This is a genomic window from Pseudomonas putida S13.1.2 (assembly GCF_000498395.2).
Classification (GTDB): Bacteria; Pseudomonadota; Gammaproteobacteria; order Pseudomonadales; family Pseudomonadaceae; genus Aquipseudomonas; species Aquipseudomonas putida_Q.
This window is the reverse complement of the sequence record NZ_CP010979.1, coordinates 2,367,180-2,386,076: the sequence shown is the minus strand read 5'-3', so window position 1 is coordinate 2,386,076 and position 18,897 is coordinate 2,367,180. Positions and strand designations below refer to the sequence as shown.

Here is an 18,897-nt window from a genome sequence, read left to right as displayed (position 1 = left end):
ACACCATGGAGGGGCTGGACGAATTTTGGTCGTTACATCACTTCCCGCTAGTCACTCGTGTCCACAGCCGGGTACTCGAGCGCATCCCTGCCGGCGACAAGGTCTTGATCGGGAACAGCGTATCGAGTACCGATTCGGGCGGGTAGACCGCCGGGTTGTTGCGCAGCTCAGGCGTGATGTACTCCAGCGCCGCCGCATTGCCGTTGGGGTATTTCACCGTATTGCTGATACTGGCGATAACCTTCGGCTCCAGCAGGTAGTTCAGGTACGCATACCCATTCTCCCGATGCGGTGCGCCCTTGGGCATTACCACCATGTCCACCGCCACGGTCGAGCCCTCGTGCGGAATGCTGTAGCCCACGTTCACCCCGTTGCCTGCCTGCTGCGCGCTGCCCATGGCCTGCAGCACATCGCCGCTGAAACCTATCGCTACGCAGATGTTGCCATTGGCCAGGTCGCTGACGTACTTGGACTGATGGAAATAGCTGATGTAGGGCCGCACCGCCAGCAGTGCCGCTTCGGCCTTTTTCAGGTCCTCTGGCTTTTCGCTGTGCGGGTCCAGGCCCAGGGTCCTGAGCGTGATCGAGATGATCTGCGTCGGGTTGTCGAGGAACGCCACGCCGCACTGGCTCAGCTTCTGGATGTTCTCGGGCTTGAACAGCAGGCTCCAGGATTGCGTCACCTCGGTGCTACCGAAGATGGCCTTGATCTTGTCGACGTTGTAGCCGATGCCGGTGGTAACCCACATATACGGGATCGCATAGCGGTTGCCCGGGTCGCTTGCCTCCAGGATCTTCATCAGCTTCGGGTCGAGGTTGTGCCAGCCAGGCAGCTTGCTGCGGTCCAGCTCCTCGATGGCACCCGCCTTGATCAGCCGCGGCAGGAAATGGTTGGACGGGCTCACCAGGTCGTAGCCACTGTTGCCGGTCATCAGCTTGGCTTCGGTGGTTTCATTGCTGTCGATCAGGTCGTAGGTGGTCTGGACACCCGTGCGCCGGGTGAACTCGGCCAGGGTGTCGTCGGCAATGTAGCCGCTCCAGTTGGCAATGTTGACCCGTTCTGCGGCCTGCACTGCCGCAGCCAGCAATGCTGAGGACAACAGGGCCACGCAAGTGTGCTTGATCATGGGATCGCTCTCTTGTTCTTGTTTGCGAGGTAGTTTGAATGTCAGCGTTCCAGCCGCGCGCGGCGTACTTCCCAGGCCATGCGCACCTTGGCGCCCAGGTCGAAGAACGGGCGGGGCGGCAGGTAGCCAGGGCTGGCCTGAGCCAGCACGTCGCCGAGCAACGGCGAGTCGATGCCGAGTGCCATTTCGACCAGCAGGCGGCCCCACAAGGTGCCGCGGGCAACGCCGGACCCATTGCAGCCGGCCACGGCATGCAGGCCGTCGGCGACCCGGGCGAAATACGGCTCGCCTGTGCGGGTGCCGCTGAGGTGGCCGGTCCAGGTGTATTGCAGATCTTGTGCGGTGATGCCGGGGAAGCGCTTCTGCAAACCCTGCAGGTGTGAACCTTGGCGCACCACCAGGCCACGGCGGTCGATGTCGTGCTGACGGTATTCCACGGTGTTGCGAATCAGCAGGCGGCGCCCCGGCAGCAAGCGCAGGGTGCAGCCGCCCGGCAAGGTAGACAGCACGCCCCAGCCCTGTTCGTTGAGCAGCTGCTGCCAGTGCGCCCCGGTCAACGGGCGGGTGATGCTTGCGCTCAGCTCCAGCGGGAAAGTGCCGCTGCGCCTGAGTCCGACCCTGGGCAGGAACGCACCGACACAGGCCAGTACTTGCCGGGCCTCGACCTCGCCAGCCTCGGTGCGGGCAGTCCAGCCCTTGCCAGGGCGACGGCGCAAGTCGGTCACAGCGCTTTGCTCGAACACTTCCACCTGCTCTGGCAGGCCGTCGGCCAGCCCTTTGACGTAGCGCGCCGGCTGCATCAGGCCGTTGCCGCCCGCACAATGGATCGCGCGTGAATAGAACGCGGTACCGAGGCGCCGTTGCAGCGCTTCTCCCTCGTGGTAGCTTGCCTGGGCACCCACGGCACGAAGGGTTTCCAGTGCCTGCTCGGCCTGCTGCAAATGGGCAGGCTCGTGTACCGCGAAGTGGTAGCCGTGGTCGCTGAGCTCGCAGTCGATAGCCAGTGCCTGGATTTGCTGGCGCACTTCATTACCCGCTGCGACACCTATGCGCGAAGCGACCTGATAGCCGGAAAAACCTGCTGTACCGATCAGTTCGCCAGCACCTGGCAGCTCGTGGCTGACCACGAAGCCAGAGTTGCGTGCCGAAGCGCCCTGGGCGACCCGCTGGCGCTCCAGCAGTACGATCCGCTGCGACGGAAAACGGCGGGCCAGGGCATGGGCTGCGGACAGGCCGGTTATGCCACCGCCGATGATCAGCCAATCGGCCTTATGAATGCCTTGCAGGCGCGGCCGCTGCGGCAATTCACCGGCCAGCGCAATCCAGCCACAGTGGTTGTTCATTGCGTGTCACTCCTTCAGTATCGATGCACAGGCGTTATTGGCTATTGCCCGCGAAAGCGCGTCTTGGCTCCAATTTACGAGGGCCAAAGCGCAATTTCTAACGCTAATAATTCATTCATCCATTCGGAATTTGCATGGATAAAAACCTTCGTGTGCCATCGTTCCAGGCGTTGCAGGCCCTGGTCCGGGTAGCCGACACCAGCAACTTCACCGAGGCTGCACGCCAGTTGCACCTGACCCAGAGCGCCATCAGCCGGCAGATCCAGCAACTTGAGGAGCATTTCCACACAACGTTGTTCGACCGCACCAGCCGCAAGGTCGCGCTGACCGCCCATGGGCACGAGGTGTACGGGGTGGCAAAGGGCATGCTGCAAACCCTGCGCACGCTGGAGGAAAAGCTGGCGCCGACGCCACTGGACCGCCCATTTCGCGTGCGCATGTTCGTGTCGCTGGCGGTACGCTGGCTGCTGCCGCGGCTGACCTCGTTCTATGCGCTCAACCCAGGCCTGACCTTGTCGATTGAAACGGTCGGCGGCGACCTGGTAGACACCGGCGGCGACTGCGACGCATATGTGCTTTACCTACCAGGCGGCCTGGACGAACGCCCGTTGACGCCGCTGTTCGACGAGTACCTCATCCCGGTCTGTGCGCCCGTGCTGGGCGACGGCCGCGCCCCGCCCAAGTGCGCGGCGGAGCTTGTCGACCATGCGCTGATCCACGGCTCCACTTCGCGCTACGAATGGAACCTGTGGCTCAAGGCCGAGCAGGCCCCGGCCGAGCACAAGTACCAAGAGCTGTTGTTCAATCTGGACGACCTGGCGCTGGACGCGGCAGCCCGCGGCATGGGCATCGCCATGACTGACCGAATGCTGGCCCACGATGCCTTGGTGCGCGGCGACCTGGTGGTGCCCTTCGGCGAGGCGCTGAAGACTGGCGGGGTGTATGCCCTGTGGCTAAGGGACAGCGGCGTTGCCCACCCCGCGTGCCAAGCCGTGCTGAAGTGGTTCGAGCAGCAGGTGGAACAGACGGTTTTGCAAGAACACCGGCCCCGGCCTGTAAACCTGGATTGATCGACACGCGCCCGGTTTTGCAGGGTCGGTCAAGCGACCCTTGCCATGGTCTGCTTGCCTTCAGCAATCAAAATGTCTTCGAAAAACGCCCCGATCGGTTCGGTGGGGTGGCACAACTGTATTTCCAGTACCCACACCACCTCGCTCGGGACGATTTCCACCTCGGCCAGCTTGTCCTGGCCATACAGCACATGCGGGAAGTCGGCGACGCGATGCCCGGCCAGGTTACGTTCCAGCTGCCAGCCCTTGGCCTGGGCACTGCGTTCGGCGAAGTCATACAGCTCGCGTCCGGTCAGCCCACGGCCCCAGGCCTGGCGGGTTTCGTCGAACACTTCGTGCAGTGCCTTGACGCAGGCGTGGTGCAGGTCGTGCTGGCCAAACACGAAGGTGTCGCCATAGTCGCCTTCGTAGCCATCCCATACCGGGCCGACGTCGACGACGACAATGTCCGTAGTACGTAATACACGTTGCAGGTCAATGCCTTGCCGCGGTGTACGCACGGTGTCGTCGCCGAAGCGGATGTAGGTGGGGTGCCAGGTGTGGGACGCACCCATTGCTTGCAAGGTTTGCGCAGCCATCTCCAGTGCCTGGGCGGTGGTCATGCCGACGCGCAGTTGGCTGGCGATCGCGGCGACGGACCGCACTGACTGCTCGCGGGCAGCGAGCATGCCATCCAGCGAGTAGCGTGGGCCGACCTTTTCCAGCTCTGGGTGCAGGGTGTTGGCGGTTGCAGCCTGGGGTGCCAGTGCGCCGCTGGCGACAAAGGCCTCCGCGACAAATCGGTGGGGTTGTACGCCGGCGGCAAGGCACAGTTCACGGGCCTGGCTGATCATGGCGGCATTGCCGCAGGCATAGACCTGGGTGTCGGCCCACTGATGCGCCTGGCCCAACGCCACCTGCTGCACGCGTGCCTCAGTCGAGAGCACCGGGTGCCAGCGAAAGTGGGGGTATTCAAGGCTGGCCTGTTCGAGAAACGCGAGGTCATAGAAGTCCGCCGTCGATGACCCACCCCAGTACAGCGTGACCTTGGCACCGTGGGCCAGGGCTCTCAGCAACAAGGGCTTGATGCCGGCGTAACCAGTGCCGGTGGCAAACAGCACCAGTGGGCGTTGCCCTTCGTGCTGCCAGGTACAGGCGCCGACCGGCCCTTCAAGGTTCAGTACGGCACCTGCTTGCAGGGTGGGCAGCAGGCCTTCGGTGAACACGCCGCCGCTGACCTTGCGGATGTGAAACACCAGTTGCCCCTGGTCCTGAGCGGGTAGGTTGGCGATGGAGAAACAGCGGCTGTCACCGTTGTCGAGCCGGAACCTTACGTATTGGCCAGCCCGCACTTCCAGTGGTTGAGCAGGGTGCAGCACCAGTTCGACGATATCTGCACTCAGTTCGCGCTTGCTGTGAACCTGCGCGTGGAACGCCAGCGAAGGGGCGTCCAGGGACCAGCCGGGGATCTCCAGGCGCATGTCGCTGCAAGCGTGGCTCTGGCACAGCAGCATCTCGTCGGCGGCCAGGGGGTAGCAGGGCGCGGGGGTGTCCGCATCTCGCTGCTTGTCCTGATACTGCCCCGACACTACCTTGACCTTGCAGGACCCGCAGGCGCCGCGGCGGCAGGAGAACGGTACCGGCAGGCCGCTGGCGAGCATGGCGTCGAGCAGCAGCTCGTGGCTGGCTTCGAAGGTTTTGCCCGAGGGCGACAATTCGATGACGTGGCGGTTTTGCATGAACACCTCTCGGGGCAATTGAAGGTTCGATTGTTGCTATAGTTCAGGACCAGCAGAACCTCCAGTTTTGGATAATTCACATGGTCCAGCTTCGCAAATGGCAGCCACTGCTCAGGCTCGATGGGGCGCAGGCTTCGTACCGGCAGATCGTCGAGGGCCTGGTGGCCGCGATCAGCGAGGGCCGCCTGCGCCCTGGCACGCCGTTGCCGGGCACGCGGGAGATGGCGCAACTGCTGAACGTCAACCGCAAGACGGTGATCCTTGCCTATGAGGAAGCCGAAACCAAAGGCTGGCTGCAGAGCGTGCAGCGCCGGGGCACCTTCGTCAGCCAGCAGCTGGCGACTGGCACAATCACGGCGCCCACCGCCTCGCGCTCCTTCGCCTTGGCGCTGCCAGAGGAGCCCACCGTTGCCTATTTCGAGGCAAACGAACGGGCTGCGGCGCAGCAAGGGCGGCCAGAGGCCTTGTTCTTCGACAATGGTGCCTGTGACCATCGCCTGCTGCCCCAGGCTGTTCTGCATCGCTATTACCGCAATGCCCTGCGCAACAGCTTTGCCAGCAACAGCGTGCGCCACGGCAGTGATTGCAGCAGCCTGTACCTGCGCGCCGCCTTGGCCGACATGCTCAGGCACAACCGCAGCCTGAACGTTGGCGCCGAGCATATCTGCCTGACCCAGGGTGTGCAGATGTCGCTGACCCTGTTGGCCAGCGTGTTGCTCAAGCCGGGGGATGCGGTGCTGGTCGAGCGCCTGAGTTATCCGCCGGCGTGGGAGATTTTCCGCCAGCTGGGGGCCCGACTGGTGACCGTGGACCTGGACCATGAGGGCTGCCGGGTGGACCAGATCGATGCCCTGTGCCGGGAGCACAATGTGCGGATGATGTACTTGACGCCCCATCACCAGTTTCCGACCACGGTCAGCTTGCCAGCCGGGCGCCGGCAGCAGTTGCTGGAGCTGGCGCGGCTGCACGACTTCTGCGTGGTCGAGGAAGACTACGACTACGAATACCACTTTTCCGGGCGGCCCTATCTGCCTTTGGCCAGCGATCGCCAGCAGCGGCATGTGATTTACATCGGCACACTGTCCAAGCCCTTGGGCAGCACGTTCCGTTGCAGCTATATCGTCGCACCGGTGGAGGTAACAGCAGTGCTGGAGCGCAGGGCCACGCTGACCCTGGGGCAGGGCGATGCGGTGATGCAGCGGATGCTGGCGGACTTGATCAATGATGGCGAGCTGAAGAAGCACTTGCGCCGGGTCAACCGCGAATACCGTCGGCGTCGGCAGACCCTGTTGGCGTGCCTGCACGAGGCGTTTGGCGAGCAGATTACCGTGCAGGAGCCGGAAGGTGGGCTGGCGCTGTGGGTGCGGTTTGCCGACGCGATCAATGTGGACCAGTTGGTCGACAAGGCGCTGGCGCTGGACCTGGTGGTGCGCAGCGGCCGCCAGTTCTCGCCGTTTGGTCATGCCGAGAATGCCTTGCGCCTGGGGTTTGCTTCGCTGGATATGGATGAGATCCGGCAGGCCACCCAGCGTTTGGCACAGGCGTGGAGCGCTTTTGCCGCGGGATAAAATCAAGATGCAAGCCCGGATGAGGGCTCTGTGGGAGCGGGTTTACCCGCGAACACCGGCATAGCCGGTGCCATACACCGGGTCGCCTGCTTCGCGGGTAAACCCGCTCCCACAGGGGCTTGCTAACCCTGAGGAATCATCAACGTCGCCACACCTCGCCTTGTTCGGTCACTACCCAAGGCCTGTCAGCCGCATCCACCAGCACCCCGCCAACCCAACGCTGCGCAGGGTTGTGATCAAGCCAGTGCGCCTTGCCTGCAAGCACCTGCTCGGCAAGCGGCGTCAGCCTAAGCGGTCGCTGCGCCCAAGTATCTCCCGGGCCTTCCAGCAGCAGCGGCTGTGGCGCGTGGATCAACGGCTGCAGCAGCACATGGAACATCTGGTCACCGAGGTAAGGCAGTGGGTCATCCAGCATCATCAACTGGCCAAACACGCGGCCGGCCGGTAGCTCGCCGCGTGAAGCCAGCACGCGCAGCAGCAAGCGTTCGGTCAGGCTCAAGCCATCATGGGCCCCCGGCAGCTCCTGTAGCTGGCGCGCCAACGCCCCGCCCAGCAACGGCAAGGCCGGGTGCGGGTGGCCGGCGAGGCTTGCCCAGGCCTTTGGATTGGGTGCGGTGTAGGCCGCCCATGCCTCGCGGGCGAGGGCGAGTGCATCCTCACCCAGCGCACGACGTTGCGGCCACAACCAGGCCAGCAGGTCGGGCGCCAGTTGGCCGATGCCGATGAAACGCTCGATACCGGGCACCTGGTCAATTTCGATCAGCTCAAGCCGGCGCGGCAGGCCCGGCAGGCTGGCGAGTACCCGAATCAGGAACAGCTGGTCGTAAGCGTCAGCCTCGCACCACAGCACAATTTCGCTGTCGCGGTTAAGCCCGGCCAATGCACTACGCTGGGCTGCCTGACGCTGTTCAACGTCCTGGGTGCTCAGCTTGAACGCCTGCTGCACGTATGCGCTGCGAACCTGCCAGTACTGCTCATCGGGCAGCGCCGGTACAGGCCCCATGACCATGGGGTCGTCGAACATCTGGAAAGCGCCGGCAAACCCGGCGGTGCGCAAGCTGTGGGCGATGTCGTTGCCGCAGCGCCAGTGCTGCACGTTAGCCTCGTCATCGGCAGAAAAACCGGGGTGGCGTGCTGCGAACGCCACGGCATCGGCATGGGCCTTGAGCCTGGGCCAGCTGGCAAAGCCGGCCTCGCGGGCCACCAGCCATTGGGTATCGGCAAGCCGGTAGTCGGGGCCGGGCAGGCCAAGCGCGCGCAATTGCTCGCGGGCGTCGTCGGTTTGGTGGTTTTTCAGTTGGGTCAGCAAGCGCTTGGCGCGCTTGCGCAGGGCGGGCAGGTCGAGCAAGCCGTGGTGGCGTGAAGCATTTATGGCGGGCATGCCAACTCCTTAGGGGCTCGGTCCGCCGACAAGCCGGGAGCTGGTATGGAAATGGAGTGACGCGTGGCTCGGGCAACCCCTTCGCGCGGACCGCAGGCGCAGCCGGCGCCCAGGCCCCGACTTTAACGGCGCAGCGCAGCGGGTTGCAAACGATAGTTTTCCCATGGGCTGCCATGCCCCTTATAGTGGCGGGCTTTTCTCCGTCGAAGTCAAAGGAATGGCGATCATGCGCATACGCACCCTGCTTGCAGCAATCGGCACCAGCTTGTCACTGGGCTCGGTATTGGCCGCGCCAAGCCAGCCAGTACCTGTGGCTGGCGAACGTATTTCGGTAACGGTCGAGGGTACCGGGCCAGACGTCATCCTGATCCCCGGGCTGGCTTCATCCCGTGAGGTGTGGGCGGGGCTGGCCAGCACACTGCGCCAGCAGCATCGTCTGCATCTGGTGCAGGTTGCAGGCTTTGCCGGTTCGCCTGCCGTGCCCGCTGTGGACGGGCGCGTTGCCGCGCCGGTGGCCGAGGCGGTTGCAGGCTATATCCGCAGCCAGCGCCTTGAGGCGCCGGCCGTCATTGGCCATTCGCTGGGCGGTGAGGTGGCACTGATGCTTGGCGCACGCCACCCCGAGCAGGTAGGGCGGCTGATGGTTGTCGATGCGCTGCCGTTTTACACGTTATTGATCGACCCCACGGCAACTGCCGAAACGGCTGCACCGCAGGCTGCGGCATTCCGTGATGGGATGCTGCTGGCCCCGGCAGCGCAGGCCGAAGCCGTGCAGCGCACAGCCATCGACCGGCTGGCCAAGACCACTGCGGCCAGGCCGGCACTGGTCGAAGCCGCGCTGCGCTCGGACCGCAGGGCGGTAGCCGATGCCACCTATGAACTGATGACCACCGACCTGCGCCCGGAGCTTGGCAGCATCCAGTCGCCGGTGCAGGTCGTCTATGCCTATGACCCCTTGTATGGCATACCCGCTGCCAGCGTCGATGCAACCTTCGCAAACGCCTACGCAGGGGCGCGAAACATCAGCTTCAAACGTATCGATGGCAGCTTCCACTTCGTCATGCTGGACCAACCGCAGGCCTTCGCGCAGGCGGTAGTCGGCTTCCTCGATCGCTGAGCTTGGCCGTGGCGCAGCCTGCGCCTGGCAACATCTGTTCGGTTACCGCCCATAACCGACTCCCTGCGCCTCAAGCCTGCGCCGGCACCTCCGATAGCAGCACACCCACCGTCGAATCTCGACCAGAAGTGGTGCCAACAAGGAGTACTGCCCGCATGCTTGCCAACCTGAAAATACGTACCGGAATGTTCTGGGTGCTGTCGCTTTTCAGCCTGACCCTGCTGTTTTCCACTGTCAGTGCCTGGTGGGCAGCAGTGGGCAGCGACCAGCAGATCACCGAGCTGGACCAGACCGCACACCAGTCCGACCGGTTGAACAATGCGTTGTTGATGGCAATTCGTTCCAGCGCCAATGTGTCCTCGGGCTTCATCGAGCAGTTGGGGGGCCATGAGGAGAGTGCAGGCAAGCGCATGGCGCTGTCGGTCGAGCTGAACGACAAGAGCCAGAAGCTGGTCGATGAATTTGTCGAAAACGTCCGCGAGCCAGCCCTGCGCACGTTGGCAACCGAGCTGCAGGCTACCTTTGCCGAATACGCCAGGGCGGTGGCCGGGCAGCGTGAGGCGACCCGCCAGCGCTCGCTCGAGCAGTACTTCAAGGTCAACAGCGATGCCGGCAATGCCATGGGCCGGCTGCAAGCGCTACGCCAGCAGCTGGTTGGCGCACTGAACGAACGTGGCCAGCAGATCATGCTGGAGTCCGACCGGCGTCTGGCGCGTGCGCAATTGCTGAGCCTGGGGCTGCTGGCGGTGACCTTGCTGCTGGCTGCACTGTGCTGGGCCTTCATTGCCCAGCGTGTGCTGCACCCGCTGCGTGAAGCCAGTCGGCATTTCCAGCGCATTGCCGGTGGCGACCTGAGCGTGCCGGTGCAAGGGCAGGGCAACAACGAGATCGGCCAGCTGTTCCATGAGCTGCAGCGCATGCAGCAGAGCCAGCGCGACACCCTGGGGCAGATCAACCACTGTGCCCGGCAGCTGGACGCAGCCGCCACTGCGTTGAACGCGGTCACCGAGGAAAGCGCCAGCAACCTGCGTCAGCAGGGGCAAGAGCTGGAACAGGCAGCTACCGCTGTGACCGAAATGACTACGGCCGTGGAGGAGGTTGCGCGCAACGCCATCACCACTTCGCAGACCACCAGCGAGTCCAACCAGCTGGCCGCACAAAGCCGCCAGCAAGTCAGCGACAACATCGATGGCACCGAGGCCATGACCCGCGAGATCCAGACCAGCAGTGCGCACCTGGAGCAACTGGTGGGGCAGGTACGGGATATCGGCAAGGTACTGGAAGTGATCCGCTCGGTGTCCGAGCAAACCAACCTGCTGGCGCTCAATGCTGCCATCGAGGCGGCCCGTGCCGGTGAGGCCGGGCGGGGCTTTGCGGTGGTGGCGGATGAGGTGCGCACGCTGGCCTATCGCACGCAACAATCGACCCAGGAAATCGAACAGATGATCGGCCGCGTGCAGGCGGGCACCGAAGCGGCGGTGGCTTCGATGCAGGCCAGCACCAACCGAGCACAGTCGACACTGGACGTGACCCTGGCCTCGGGGCAGGTGCTGGAAGGTATCTACAGTGCGATTGGCGAAATCAACGAGCGCAACCTGGTCATCGCCAGTGCGGCCGAAGAGCAAGCTCAGGTGGCGCGGGAAGTGGACCGCAACCTGCTGAACATTCGCGAGCTGTCGATCAACTCGGCGACGGGAGCGCAGCAGACCAGCGAGGCGAGCAAGGCGCTGTCGGGGCTGGTGGGGGAGATGACGGCATTGGTGGGGCGGTTCAGGGTTTGAAATGTAAACGATGTCTGCGGTTTGTACTTGGGGCAAGCCCGCTCCCGCAGTGATTGCGCCAGCTTTCAAGTTTTGTGCAAGACAGTTTCTGCCACAAATACAGCGCCGGCCCGAAGCCGGCGCTGTATTTGTGAGAGGGGCCCGCGAAGCGGCGCCTCGGTGCCGACAGCTCAAGCTTTTCGCAGTCGCTTTGGGCAGCTGCTCAGCCCGGCTGAGCAGCAAGGTTATTGCTGACGTTGCGCCCCAGCACCAGCACGGTGACAAAGCCGCAGCCCACCAACGCAGTAGCCAGGCTCAACAGCACCGCGGTGCCCATATGGTCGACCACCTGCCCGCCGAAGAACGAGCCCAGTGCAATGATCACCTGGAACATGGCCACGAACAGCGGCATGCCACGTTCAACATCCTTGGGCGCCACCACAAACATCCAGATATTGGCGCAGGCCGGGAACGCACCGAAGGCGAAGCCCCACAACGCGATCAGCATCGCGGCGCCGGTCATGCCGGTGGCGAAGTGCGGGAACAGGGCGGTGCTGACAGCAATCATGAGCGCGACCAGCATCAGGGTATGCCGCACGCTGCGGTTGGCAGCGTAGCCCGCAAAAATGTTACCCATGAACCCGGCTACGCCATACAGCAGCAACAGCGAGCCAATCGTAGGCCCGTCAAAGCCGGCATTCTGTTTGAAGAACGGGGCAACATAGGTGTACGCGGCAAAGTGCGCCAGGCCGATCAGCAGCACGGCAATCAGCCCCACCCGCGCTTGAGGGTTGATGAACAAGGCTGGCAGGTCGCTGATGCGAATGGCCTTTTCCGGCAGCAGCCGCGGCAGCAGCAATACCTGCGCCAGCAGCACGGGTATGCCCACCAGTGCGGTGACCAAGAAAGTCATGCGCCAGCCCATCAGGCCGCTGAGCCAGGTGCCCACGGGCACGCCCACTACGGTCGCCAGGGTTACGCCAGCCATGATGATCGAGTTGGCCTTGGCCACGCCCATGCCGTCTGGGGCCAGGCGGCCGCTGAGGGCGATGGCGGTCGCCCAGAAGCCACCGATACTGACACCCAACAGCACGCGGCCGACCAACAGCAGGTTGAAGTCGACGGCGTAGGCCACGATGGTGTTGGCGATGATCATGATCAGCGTCAGGCCGATCAGCAGGTAGCGCCGGTCCAGCGCGCCGACCCCCACGGAAATCAATGGGGCGGCTAGCGCGGCCATGATACCGGGCAGCGTTACCATCAGGCCGGCAAGGCCTGCACTGATGCCAAGGTCACTGGCCACATCGTTGAGTACCCCCACCGGGAGGAACTCGCTGGTGACCAGTGCGAAGGCACCCACGGCGACCGAGAGGATTGCCAGCCATTGCTGCGTGACACTTTGTTGATTATGTTCGGGAAGGCCGCGAGGGGCCTGGCGGTTGCTTGGCATGGGGGTCGGTTCCATGAGGGATGTCGCCTGTAGCAGGCGCAGGAGCGGAGGGATTTGCAGGCGATTATAGGGATGCCCTTGCCAGACCGACAGGCAGGCCGCTTGATAGTAATCATCAGTGCAATCGATGAAACGCCTGGCATAGAGCGGCAGGTAACGCATTGCGATCGAAGTTCCAAGCCGACCAGGCACTTATCGAGTATCTTCCGGCCCCGAAAACCGCTGGTATTCAAGGAGGAACAATTGCGCATCTACATTACCGGTGCATCGTGTGCAGGGGTGACCACGCTGGGGCAGCACCTCGCCACGCAACTCGATCTGCGCCACGCCGACGTCGATGACTTCTACTGGATGCCTACCAATCCGCCGTTCTCAACCAAACGGCCGGCCGATGAGCGTGTGCCTTTGATCCAGCAAGCGCTCGGCGAGAACGACTGGGTGCTGACCGGCTCTTGCATGGTATGGGGTGATGCCTTGCTGGCCCATGTCGACCTGACGGTGTTTGTGGTAACACCAACGCCCGTGCGTCTTGAGCGGCTGGCTGCACGTGAAAGGGCGCGCTTTGGCGGGCGCATCGCCCCGGGTGGTGACATGCACGAGATACACGTGGGGTTCAGGGAGTGGGCTGCTCAGTATGACGACCCGAACTTTACAGGTCGCAACCGGGCGTGGCATGAGCGCTGGCTGGCAGCGCAGAAAGCCCCGGTGTTGAAGGTGGACGGGGCAAGCAGTTCTGCAGCGTTGGTTGCGCAAGTCACATCGGCGCTGACACAGCTGCCGGTCCGCAAGTCTGGTGATCCTGCCTAGGTGAAGCAACCTTCATGACGGTGTCATGCCCGCTTTCTGGTCCGGCACGACACCGTCCAGCACCATCTGGGTGACCGTGCGGGTGGCGCGATCAAAGTCCGACTTGTCAGGCCGGGCCACGCCTCTGAGCTGAGACATTTGCCAGGCCAGATTGGTGTAGGTGCGCGTTGCCGACCATATGAAAATCATCAGGTGCTCGGGGTCACAGGGCGCCAATCGGCCATCATCGATCCAGTTGCGCAGGCAGGCGACGTTGCGCCTGGCTTCCTCCTGAAGCATGTTCTTGCAAACCTCAGGTAGGCGTTTGCCGCCTGAGAGCAACTCCTGGCTGAACGCGGCGGCGCTGGAAGGGTGCTCCCGAATGATGCGAGTGCGGGCCTTGATATAGGCCCGCAGGCCCACTATCGGGTCGTCGCTTTTTCGCAATGCTGCCGAAGCCCTCACCAGCGGCTCGATGAAGCTCATCAGCACCTGGACGTACAAATTCTCTTTTGTCTGGAAGTAGTAATAGATATTGGCCTTGGGCAACCCGGCGCGCGCGGCAATATCGTGCGAATGGGTAGCGGTAAAGCCGGTGACGGCAAACGCTTCGCTGGCAGCCTTCAGGATCAGTTTGTGATTCTTGCGCCGGATACCGGGGTTGCCCAAGGCGTGATGCAGTGCGCCGTGCGTGGCGTCAGCTTGAGGGTTGGCAGTGGTCGACACATCGAGTTGGGCGTACATCACGGCATTATCTAGTCTTTCAAAGTTCGCTGTATATAAAACTATATAGCGAATTTACGTGCGATGCCCGCCTAAGGCAGCCGCGAATGCTTCCGCAGTAGGGCTTTCTTCCCAGGCCGGTATACCGGCAGGCAAAGCCAGCCAAGGTTGCTTGTGCCTGACCCAGATATGCGCAACAGGCTGCAACGCAGCGCGTTCATGCAGTGTGCCAGCCCTGAGTACCCACAGCCCGGGTGCGGCCGAGGTGGTGTTGTAGATGCGGGTGTGGCAGGTCGCGCACAGGTAGTGCCGCGATTGCTGCCCCATCTGCTCGTACTGATATTCGACCATGGGGCCGTTCAGCGTGAACGCGTCTTCTGGTAGCAGGGCGTGCAGGGCAAAGCTGCTGCCGCTCCATGCCTGGCAATGCTGGCAATGGCAGGCATACACCGCCGCCTGCAGCGTGGTTGTGGAGTGGTAGGTAACAGCGCCGCAGCGGCACTCACCGGCAAGTTGCATGGTTGTTTTCTTCCTTGTTCACGCCTGGGGCGCTTGATTGATGGAGCAGGTTCGGTAAAGGATGCGGTAGATCCTGCTTCATTGAAACTGATCAAAGCTGCCTACCTGCTCATAGGAAATGTATGAACGCCCCGCAACTACAGTGGGAGACCCAGCGGGTTTTCCTCGCCGTCCTTCGAACTGGCAGCCTTTCTGCCGCCGCCCGTGCGCTGGGGATCGCCCAGGCTACGGCGCGGCGCCGGATCGACGCGTTGGAGCACAGCGTCGGTACCAGCCTGTTTGTCCGCTCGCCAGCAGGGTTGATGCCGACCGACACGGCCAGGGATCTGGTCGCCCATGCCGAGTCCATGGCGCTGGCCGCCGAAGCCTTCGCCCGCGCGGCTTCCGCCCAGGCCAGTGAGGCCGGCGGCACCGTACGGGTCACTGCCAGCCAGCTGCTGGGTGTCGAGGTGCTGCCGCCAATGCTGCGAGCGCTGCGCGAAGCGAGCCCCGGGTTGGCGTTGGAGCTTAGCGTTTCAAATCGCATGGAAGACCTGGCGTTGCAGGAGGCCGATGTAGCAGTGCGCATTCGTCGGCCCACCGAGGCGACGGTCGTTACGCGGCATGTGGGGGACCTGCGCGTGGGGCTGTACGCAACCGAAGCGTTGCTTGCGCACAAAGGCACCCCGCGCAGTCTCGATGACCTGGGCCGCTACCCGCTGATTGGGCCAGACCGCAACCTGACAGAGCTTGCGTTCCTGGGGCAGCAGGGCCTTGCCTGCAGCCTGGCGAGCAGCGTTGTCCGCACCGACTGCCATCTGGCCCAGTTTGCAGCGCTCAGGGCGGGGCTCGGTATTGGCGTATGTGCCAACCAGTTGGCCAGGCAGCACGGGCTGGTGCAGGTGCTGCCGGCTGAAGTGGCTTTCCGCGTCGATATCTGGGTTGCCATGCACCATGATTTGCGCCGGGTAAGGCGGGTTGTGCAGGTATTCGACGGGCTGACGCGGGCACTGCAGCAGTACCTGGAGTAGCGGTGGTCAGCCCTCCTGCAGCCTATGGGGCCACCAGCACATCACACTGCGATTCGTTCAGTACATGCTTGGTGACGCTGCCAACCAACAGCTCCTCCAGCGCGCTGGCACCCTGCTTGCCGACCACGATCAGGTCGCACTCCCGCTCCTGTTCCTGTTCGGCAATGCGCCAGCCAGGGTCACCGTGCACCAGGATCTGCCGTGCATCGGCCATACCGGCAGCCTCACTCAACGCAGCGAGTTGCGCCGCTGCATCCTTGCGGATGACATTGCGGTAATGGGTGAGCGTGTCGTGGTCGATATGGGCAAAGCGCACGCTGCCTTCGAACGGGGCTTCGTACACATGCAGCAGAATGATTTCGGCCTGTGGGGCAATGGCCTTGGCCAGTTTGATGGCGCGCAGCGAAACGGGTGAGAAGTCGACTGGCACCAGCACGGTGCGATAGGCGTCACGAGGGGCCGGCTTGACCACCAGCAAAGGGCAAGGCATGTGGTTGAGCATTTTCTGCACGGTCGAACCCAGCAGCAGGCGCCGCGCCACGCTCTGGCCCTTGGCGCCGCACACCAGCAGGTCGCTGCGTTTGTCCTGCACCACCCGGTTGATTTCCGTGATCACCGAGCCGCTGGCAACCTGCACGCCCGCGGAAATGTCATAGCGCTGGAACAGCAGGGCTGCCAGTGCGCGGGTTTTCTCGCCGGCGCTAGCCAGCACGCGCTTCAGCAGGTCGTCATCAGGCGCCACCAACTGCTTGAGGCGTTCGAAGGGCGCCGGGTTGGCAACGTAGAGCAGGTCCAGTGAGGCCTGCTGCGCGTTGCTCAGGTAGGCAGCGCGCTCCGCTGCGTTGCGGGCATGGGGGGACAGGTCGGTGGCTACCAGTATGTGTTTCAGCGGGTTCATGTGGGGCTCCTTGTCCAAGGCCGCGCACAGTGTTCGAGGGTTGTGCACTGTGCGCCTGGCGGTGCTTGAGTCATTCCTTGCTTGCGGCCATCGTCGCGCGAACCCGGCGCGAGGGCTTGATTTGGGTCAATGGAGTGTAGGTGCCGCAGCGGATCATGCCGGCAACAACAGGCGCAGCACCCCCGTCATCACGATGGCAAACACCACCACCGGCAAGAGGGAAAACCGCGTAGCTGCGTACACCGTAAGCCCCAGCGCAATCAGGTCGGCCGGGTGCCCGGAAACGAACTTGGGTGCGATCACGGCAATCAGCACGCAGCCGGGCGCGGCGTTCAGTACCTGGGTCAGCTGCGGTCCCAGGGTGCCGTTGCGCAGCAGTAAAAAGCCCAGCGCACGGGTCAGGTTGGTGTCCACGGCCATGCATGGCTTGGCCCACAGGTAAGCGGTCACCAGGCCGGCCACGGTACCCGCGAGTACGTACCAGCCACCGGGAATCAGCAAGTAGAACAGTGCGGCAGTGATCAGGCTGAACAGCCAGGCCACGGCGGCGTGTACGCCCCTCCACATACCCTTGAGCAGCACCAGGAAGACTGCGGCGCAGGCGATGTCAAAGCCATAGCTGCGCAGGTCGCCGAGCAGCGGCCCGACCTGCGCGCCGAGGACAAGGGCAAAAGGGATGAACCCCAGCAGCGCCGGCAATGCGGCAACGGCGCCGCGGCGCGGTTCGCTTTGCGGCAGGGTGGCGGGGGGATCGTTCAGTACAGGTTCATGGGTATTCATGGTCACCTCCAGTGGAGGTAAATTATTCCAATCTAGCGCTGGAATTGGCTTGCGTAGTTGCACTGGTGCGCAGACCATTTGGCATCTGCTGCCGACAATATCGAAAAAGAGGTTTATCAATGCCAATCAAGCTCGATGCCATCGATCGGCGCATCCTGCGCGCGCTGCAGCGCGACGGCAGGTTGCAGAACCAGGAGCTGGCCAAGCAGGTGGGGTTATCTGCTTCGCCATGCCTGCGTCGGGTGCGCTTGCTGGAGGAGGCTGGGGTGATCGAGCGCTACGTGGCACTGGTTGACCCGGCCAAGGTAGCGTTGGGCCTCACCCTGTTTGTGCGGGTGTGGCTCAAGCGCCAGGACCAGGACACCACCGACGAGTTTGTCGAGGCCGTGCGGCAGTTGCCTGAAGTGGTGGAGTGCCATGTGATGGCGGGCGATTGCGACTTGCTGTTGCGGGTGGTGGCGGCAGACCTGGAAGCCTATCGACGCTTCCAGATCAAGCACCTGACCAGCCTGAGCGTGGTGCAGAACGTGAAGACCGAAGTGCCGATGGAAAAGATCAAGCTGACCACCGAGCTGCCGGTGTAGTCGCGCGTTTCACTCAGGCCCACTCGGCGCGGTCTGCCAGCAGCCTGGCCTGGCGCAACAGCTCGTCATCCGGCGTCGCACTGGCGATGGCCAGGCGCAGTTGCCCAAGAAACCGCCCCTGGATCGGCGCGATCGAGCCCGAGAACAGGCTCACCCCATCGCCCAGTGCGGCACCGATGGCCGCCAGGTCGGGCTTCAGCCCTTTGCCGCCGGTGTAGTGCAAGTCCAGGTAGCGCTTGCCGGCAGTACTGGCCTGTGCGGCCGGCGCGGCCTCGCTGAGCAGAATGCGGCTGACGGCGTGCCGGGGGTTGCCGAACACTTCCCACACCGCGCCGGTTTCGACGATGCGGCCTTGTTCCAGCACGGCTACACGGTCGCACAGATCGCGGATTACCTGCATTTCGTGGGTGATCAGGACGATGGTCAGGCCCAGCCGCTGGTTGATGCTGCGCAGCAGGTCGAGGATCGCCTGGGTGCTTTCCGGGTCCAGCGCCGACGTGGCTTCGTCGCACAACAGAATCTGTGGCTCCAGCACCAGTGCCCGGGCAATGCCCACGCGCTGCTTCTGGCCACCGGACAGTTGTGCGGGGTAAGCGCCGCCGCGGCCGGCCAGGCCGACCAGGCGCAACAGTTCCTCGACCCGGGCGCTGCGCTGTGCCTGCGCCACCCCGGCCATGCGCATCGGCAACTCGATGTTCTCGGCCACGGTGCTGTTGGCCAGCAGGTTGAAGTGCTGGAAGATCATCGCCACCTTGCGCCGCAGCGTGTGCAAGGGCTTGCCGTGCAGCCCGGCGATGTCCTGGCCGTCGATCAGTACCTGGCCGGCGCTGGGGGCTTCCAGGCGATTGAGCAGGCGCAGCAGCGAGGATTTGCCCGCACCGCTGCGGCCGATAATGCCGAACACCTCGCCATGGCGTACCTGCAGGTCGATATTGTCCAGCGCACTGACCGCGCCGTAGTGTTTGTGGATGCTGCGCAGGCACAGCTGCGCATCGGTTGGCTGGATTTGCTGCTGGTAACGGCTCATGTTCGGGTTCCATGCCCTCTGTCACCAGAGGGCGTCA

Annotated in this window: 16 protein-coding genes and 1 pseudogene; 7 read left to right on the top strand and 10 right to left on the bottom strand. The window is 63.6% G+C overall.

Annotated elements, in window-relative coordinates:
- Window positions 1-37: 37 nt before the first annotated feature.
- Window positions 38-1,126, bottom strand: coding sequence for a polyamine ABC transporter substrate-binding protein (locus tag N805_RS10825; RefSeq protein ID WP_019472146.1), 1,089 nt, complete (start codon window positions 1,124-1,126; stop codon window positions 38-40).
- A 41-nt stretch (window positions 1,127-1,167) separates the two neighbouring features.
- Window positions 1,168-2,469, bottom strand: a complete 1,302-nt coding sequence (locus N805_RS10820) for an NAD(P)/FAD-dependent oxidoreductase (protein WP_019472145.1) — start codon at window positions 2,467-2,469, stop codon at window positions 1,168-1,170.
- Between the two features lie 134 nt (window positions 2,470-2,603).
- Here N805_RS10820 and N805_RS10815 point away from each other — a divergent pair, with 134 nt between their 5' ends.
- Window positions 2,604-3,539, top strand: a complete 936-nt coding sequence (locus N805_RS10815) for a LysR substrate-binding domain-containing protein (RefSeq protein WP_019472144.1) — start codon at window positions 2,604-2,606, stop codon at window positions 3,537-3,539.
- A gap of 29 nt (window positions 3,540-3,568) precedes the next feature.
- On the opposite strand, the pseudogene N805_RS10810 reads toward N805_RS10815, so the two are convergent.
- Window positions 3,569-5,337: pseudogene (locus tag N805_RS10810) on the bottom strand (M24 family metallopeptidase).
- On the opposite strand from N805_RS10810, the gene N805_RS10805 reads away from it, so the two are divergent.
- The gene (locus N805_RS10805) at window positions 5,338-6,825 is read left to right on the top strand and encodes a PLP-dependent aminotransferase family protein (RefSeq protein WP_019472142.1); all 1,488 of its coding nucleotides are present in this window, start codon (window positions 5,338-5,340) and stop codon (window positions 6,823-6,825) included.
- Window positions 6,826-6,964: 139 nt separating this feature from the next.
- On the opposite strand, the gene N805_RS10800 is transcribed toward N805_RS10805, so the two are convergent.
- Entirely contained in the window at window positions 6,965-8,206 is a 1,242-nt protein-coding gene (locus N805_RS10800) for a DUF1835 domain-containing protein (protein WP_019472141.1), read from the bottom strand.
- A gap of 226 nt (window positions 8,207-8,432) precedes the next feature.
- Here N805_RS10800 and N805_RS10795 point away from each other — a divergent pair, with 226 nt between their 5' ends.
- Together N805_RS10795 and N805_RS10790 are read left to right on the top strand one after the other, a co-directional pair.
- On the top strand, window positions 8,433-9,323 hold the full coding sequence (locus N805_RS10795) for an alpha/beta fold hydrolase (protein ID WP_019472140.1): 891 nt from the start codon (window positions 8,433-8,435) through the stop codon (window positions 9,321-9,323).
- A gap of 155 nt (window positions 9,324-9,478) precedes the next feature.
- Window positions 9,479-11,104: a methyl-accepting chemotaxis protein gene (locus N805_RS10790; protein WP_019472139.1), complete on the top strand. Its 1,626-nt coding sequence runs from the start codon at window positions 9,479-9,481 to the stop codon at window positions 11,102-11,104.
- 202 nt (window positions 11,105-11,306) lie between these two features.
- Here N805_RS10790 and N805_RS10785 read toward each other — a convergent pair whose 3' ends face one another.
- The gene (locus N805_RS10785; protein WP_026034539.1) at window positions 11,307-12,533 is read right to left on the bottom strand and encodes an MFS transporter; all 1,227 of its coding nucleotides are present in this window, start codon (window positions 12,531-12,533) and stop codon (window positions 11,307-11,309) included.
- 243 nt (window positions 12,534-12,776) lie between these two features.
- Between N805_RS10785 and N805_RS10780 the strand changes: the two genes are divergently transcribed.
- Complete coding sequence (locus tag N805_RS10780) at window positions 12,777-13,340, top strand: adenylate kinase (RefSeq protein ID WP_019472137.1); 564 nt, start codon at window positions 12,777-12,779, stop codon at window positions 13,338-13,340.
- Window positions 13,341-13,352: 12 nt separating this feature from the next.
- Here the strand turns inward: N805_RS10780 and N805_RS10775 are convergent, their stop codons facing one another.
- Both N805_RS10775 and N805_RS10770 read right to left on the bottom strand, forming a co-directional pair.
- On the bottom strand, window positions 13,353-14,063 hold the full coding sequence (locus N805_RS10775; RefSeq protein WP_019472136.1) for a TetR/AcrR family transcriptional regulator: 711 nt from the start codon (window positions 14,061-14,063) through the stop codon (window positions 13,353-13,355).
- Between the two features lie 54 nt (window positions 14,064-14,117).
- The gene (locus N805_RS10770) at window positions 14,118-14,561 is read right to left on the bottom strand and encodes a GFA family protein (protein ID WP_019472135.1); all 444 of its coding nucleotides are present in this window, start codon (window positions 14,559-14,561) and stop codon (window positions 14,118-14,120) included.
- 122 nt (window positions 14,562-14,683) lie between these two features.
- Here N805_RS10770 and N805_RS10765 point away from each other — a divergent pair, with 122 nt between their 5' ends.
- The gene (locus N805_RS10765) at window positions 14,684-15,571 is read left to right on the top strand and encodes a LysR family transcriptional regulator (RefSeq protein WP_019472134.1); all 888 of its coding nucleotides are present in this window, start codon (window positions 14,684-14,686) and stop codon (window positions 15,569-15,571) included.
- Between the two features lie 22 nt (window positions 15,572-15,593).
- On the opposite strand, the gene N805_RS10760 is transcribed toward N805_RS10765, so the two are convergent.
- Complete coding sequence (locus N805_RS10760) at window positions 15,594-16,469, bottom strand: universal stress protein (RefSeq protein ID WP_019472133.1); 876 nt, start codon at window positions 16,467-16,469, stop codon at window positions 15,594-15,596.
- 153 nt (window positions 16,470-16,622) lie between these two features.
- Window positions 16,623-16,889 (bottom strand): AzlD family protein, encoded by a 267-nt coding sequence (locus tag N805_RS10755; RefSeq protein WP_046811367.1) that lies wholly within the window; start codon window positions 16,887-16,889, stop codon window positions 16,623-16,625.
- Between the two features lie 479 nt (window positions 16,890-17,368).
- On the opposite strand from N805_RS10755, the gene N805_RS10745 reads away from it, so the two are divergent.
- Window positions 17,369-17,833, top strand: a complete 465-nt coding sequence (locus tag N805_RS10745; protein WP_080956794.1) for an Lrp/AsnC family transcriptional regulator — start codon at window positions 17,369-17,371, stop codon at window positions 17,831-17,833.
- A 13-nt stretch (window positions 17,834-17,846) separates the two neighbouring features.
- Here the strand turns inward: N805_RS10745 and N805_RS10740 are convergent, their stop codons facing one another.
- Window positions 17,847-18,860 carry a methionine ABC transporter ATP-binding protein gene (locus N805_RS10740; RefSeq protein WP_019472131.1) on the bottom strand — a complete coding sequence of 338 codons (1,014 nt, stop codon included), beginning with the start codon at window positions 18,858-18,860 and terminating at the stop codon, window positions 17,847-17,849.
- Between the last annotated feature and the right edge of the window lie 37 nt (window positions 18,861-18,897).

Coding starts and splice junctions, on each gene's coding strand:
- N805_RS10745 (WP_080956794.1), top strand. CDS start 17,369: ATGCCAATCAAGCTCGATGCCATCGATCGGCGCATCCTGCGCGCGCTG.
- N805_RS10740 (WP_019472131.1), bottom strand. CDS start 18,860: ATGAGCCGTTACCAGCAGCAAATCCAGCCAACCGATGCGCAGCTGTGC.
- N805_RS10785 (WP_026034539.1), bottom strand. CDS start 12,533: ATGCCAAGCAACCGCCAGGCCCCTCGCGGCCTTCCCGAACATAATCAA.
- N805_RS10820 (WP_019472145.1), bottom strand. CDS start 2,469: ATGAACAACCACTGTGGCTGGATTGCGCTGGCCGGTGAATTGCCGCAG.
- N805_RS10815 (WP_019472144.1), top strand. CDS start 2,604: ATGGATAAAAACCTTCGTGTGCCATCGTTCCAGGCGTTGCAGGCCCTG.
- N805_RS10760 (WP_019472133.1), bottom strand. CDS start 16,469: ATGAACCCGCTGAAACACATACTGGTAGCCACCGACCTGTCCCCCCAT.
- N805_RS10805 (WP_019472142.1), top strand. CDS start 5,338: ATGGTCCAGCTTCGCAAATGGCAGCCACTGCTCAGGCTCGATGGGGCG.
- N805_RS10825 (WP_019472146.1), bottom strand. CDS start 1,126: ATGATCAAGCACACTTGCGTGGCCCTGTTGTCCTCAGCATTGCTGGCT.
- N805_RS10770 (WP_019472135.1), bottom strand. CDS start 14,561: ATGCAACTTGCCGGTGAGTGCCGCTGCGGCGCTGTTACCTACCACTCC.
- N805_RS10790 (WP_019472139.1), top strand. CDS start 9,479: ATGCTTGCCAACCTGAAAATACGTACCGGAATGTTCTGGGTGCTGTCG.
- N805_RS10765 (WP_019472134.1), top strand. CDS start 14,684: ATGAACGCCCCGCAACTACAGTGGGAGACCCAGCGGGTTTTCCTCGCC.
- N805_RS10755 (WP_046811367.1), bottom strand. CDS start 16,889: ATGGCCGTGGACACCAACCTGACCCGTGCGCTGGGCTTTTTACTGCTG.
- N805_RS10795 (WP_019472140.1), top strand. CDS start 8,433: ATGCGCATACGCACCCTGCTTGCAGCAATCGGCACCAGCTTGTCACTG.
- N805_RS10800 (WP_019472141.1), bottom strand. CDS start 8,206: ATGCCCGCCATAAATGCTTCACGCCACCACGGCTTGCTCGACCTGCCC.
- N805_RS10775 (WP_019472136.1), bottom strand. CDS start 14,063: ATGTACGCCCAACTCGATGTGTCGACCACTGCCAACCCTCAAGCTGAC.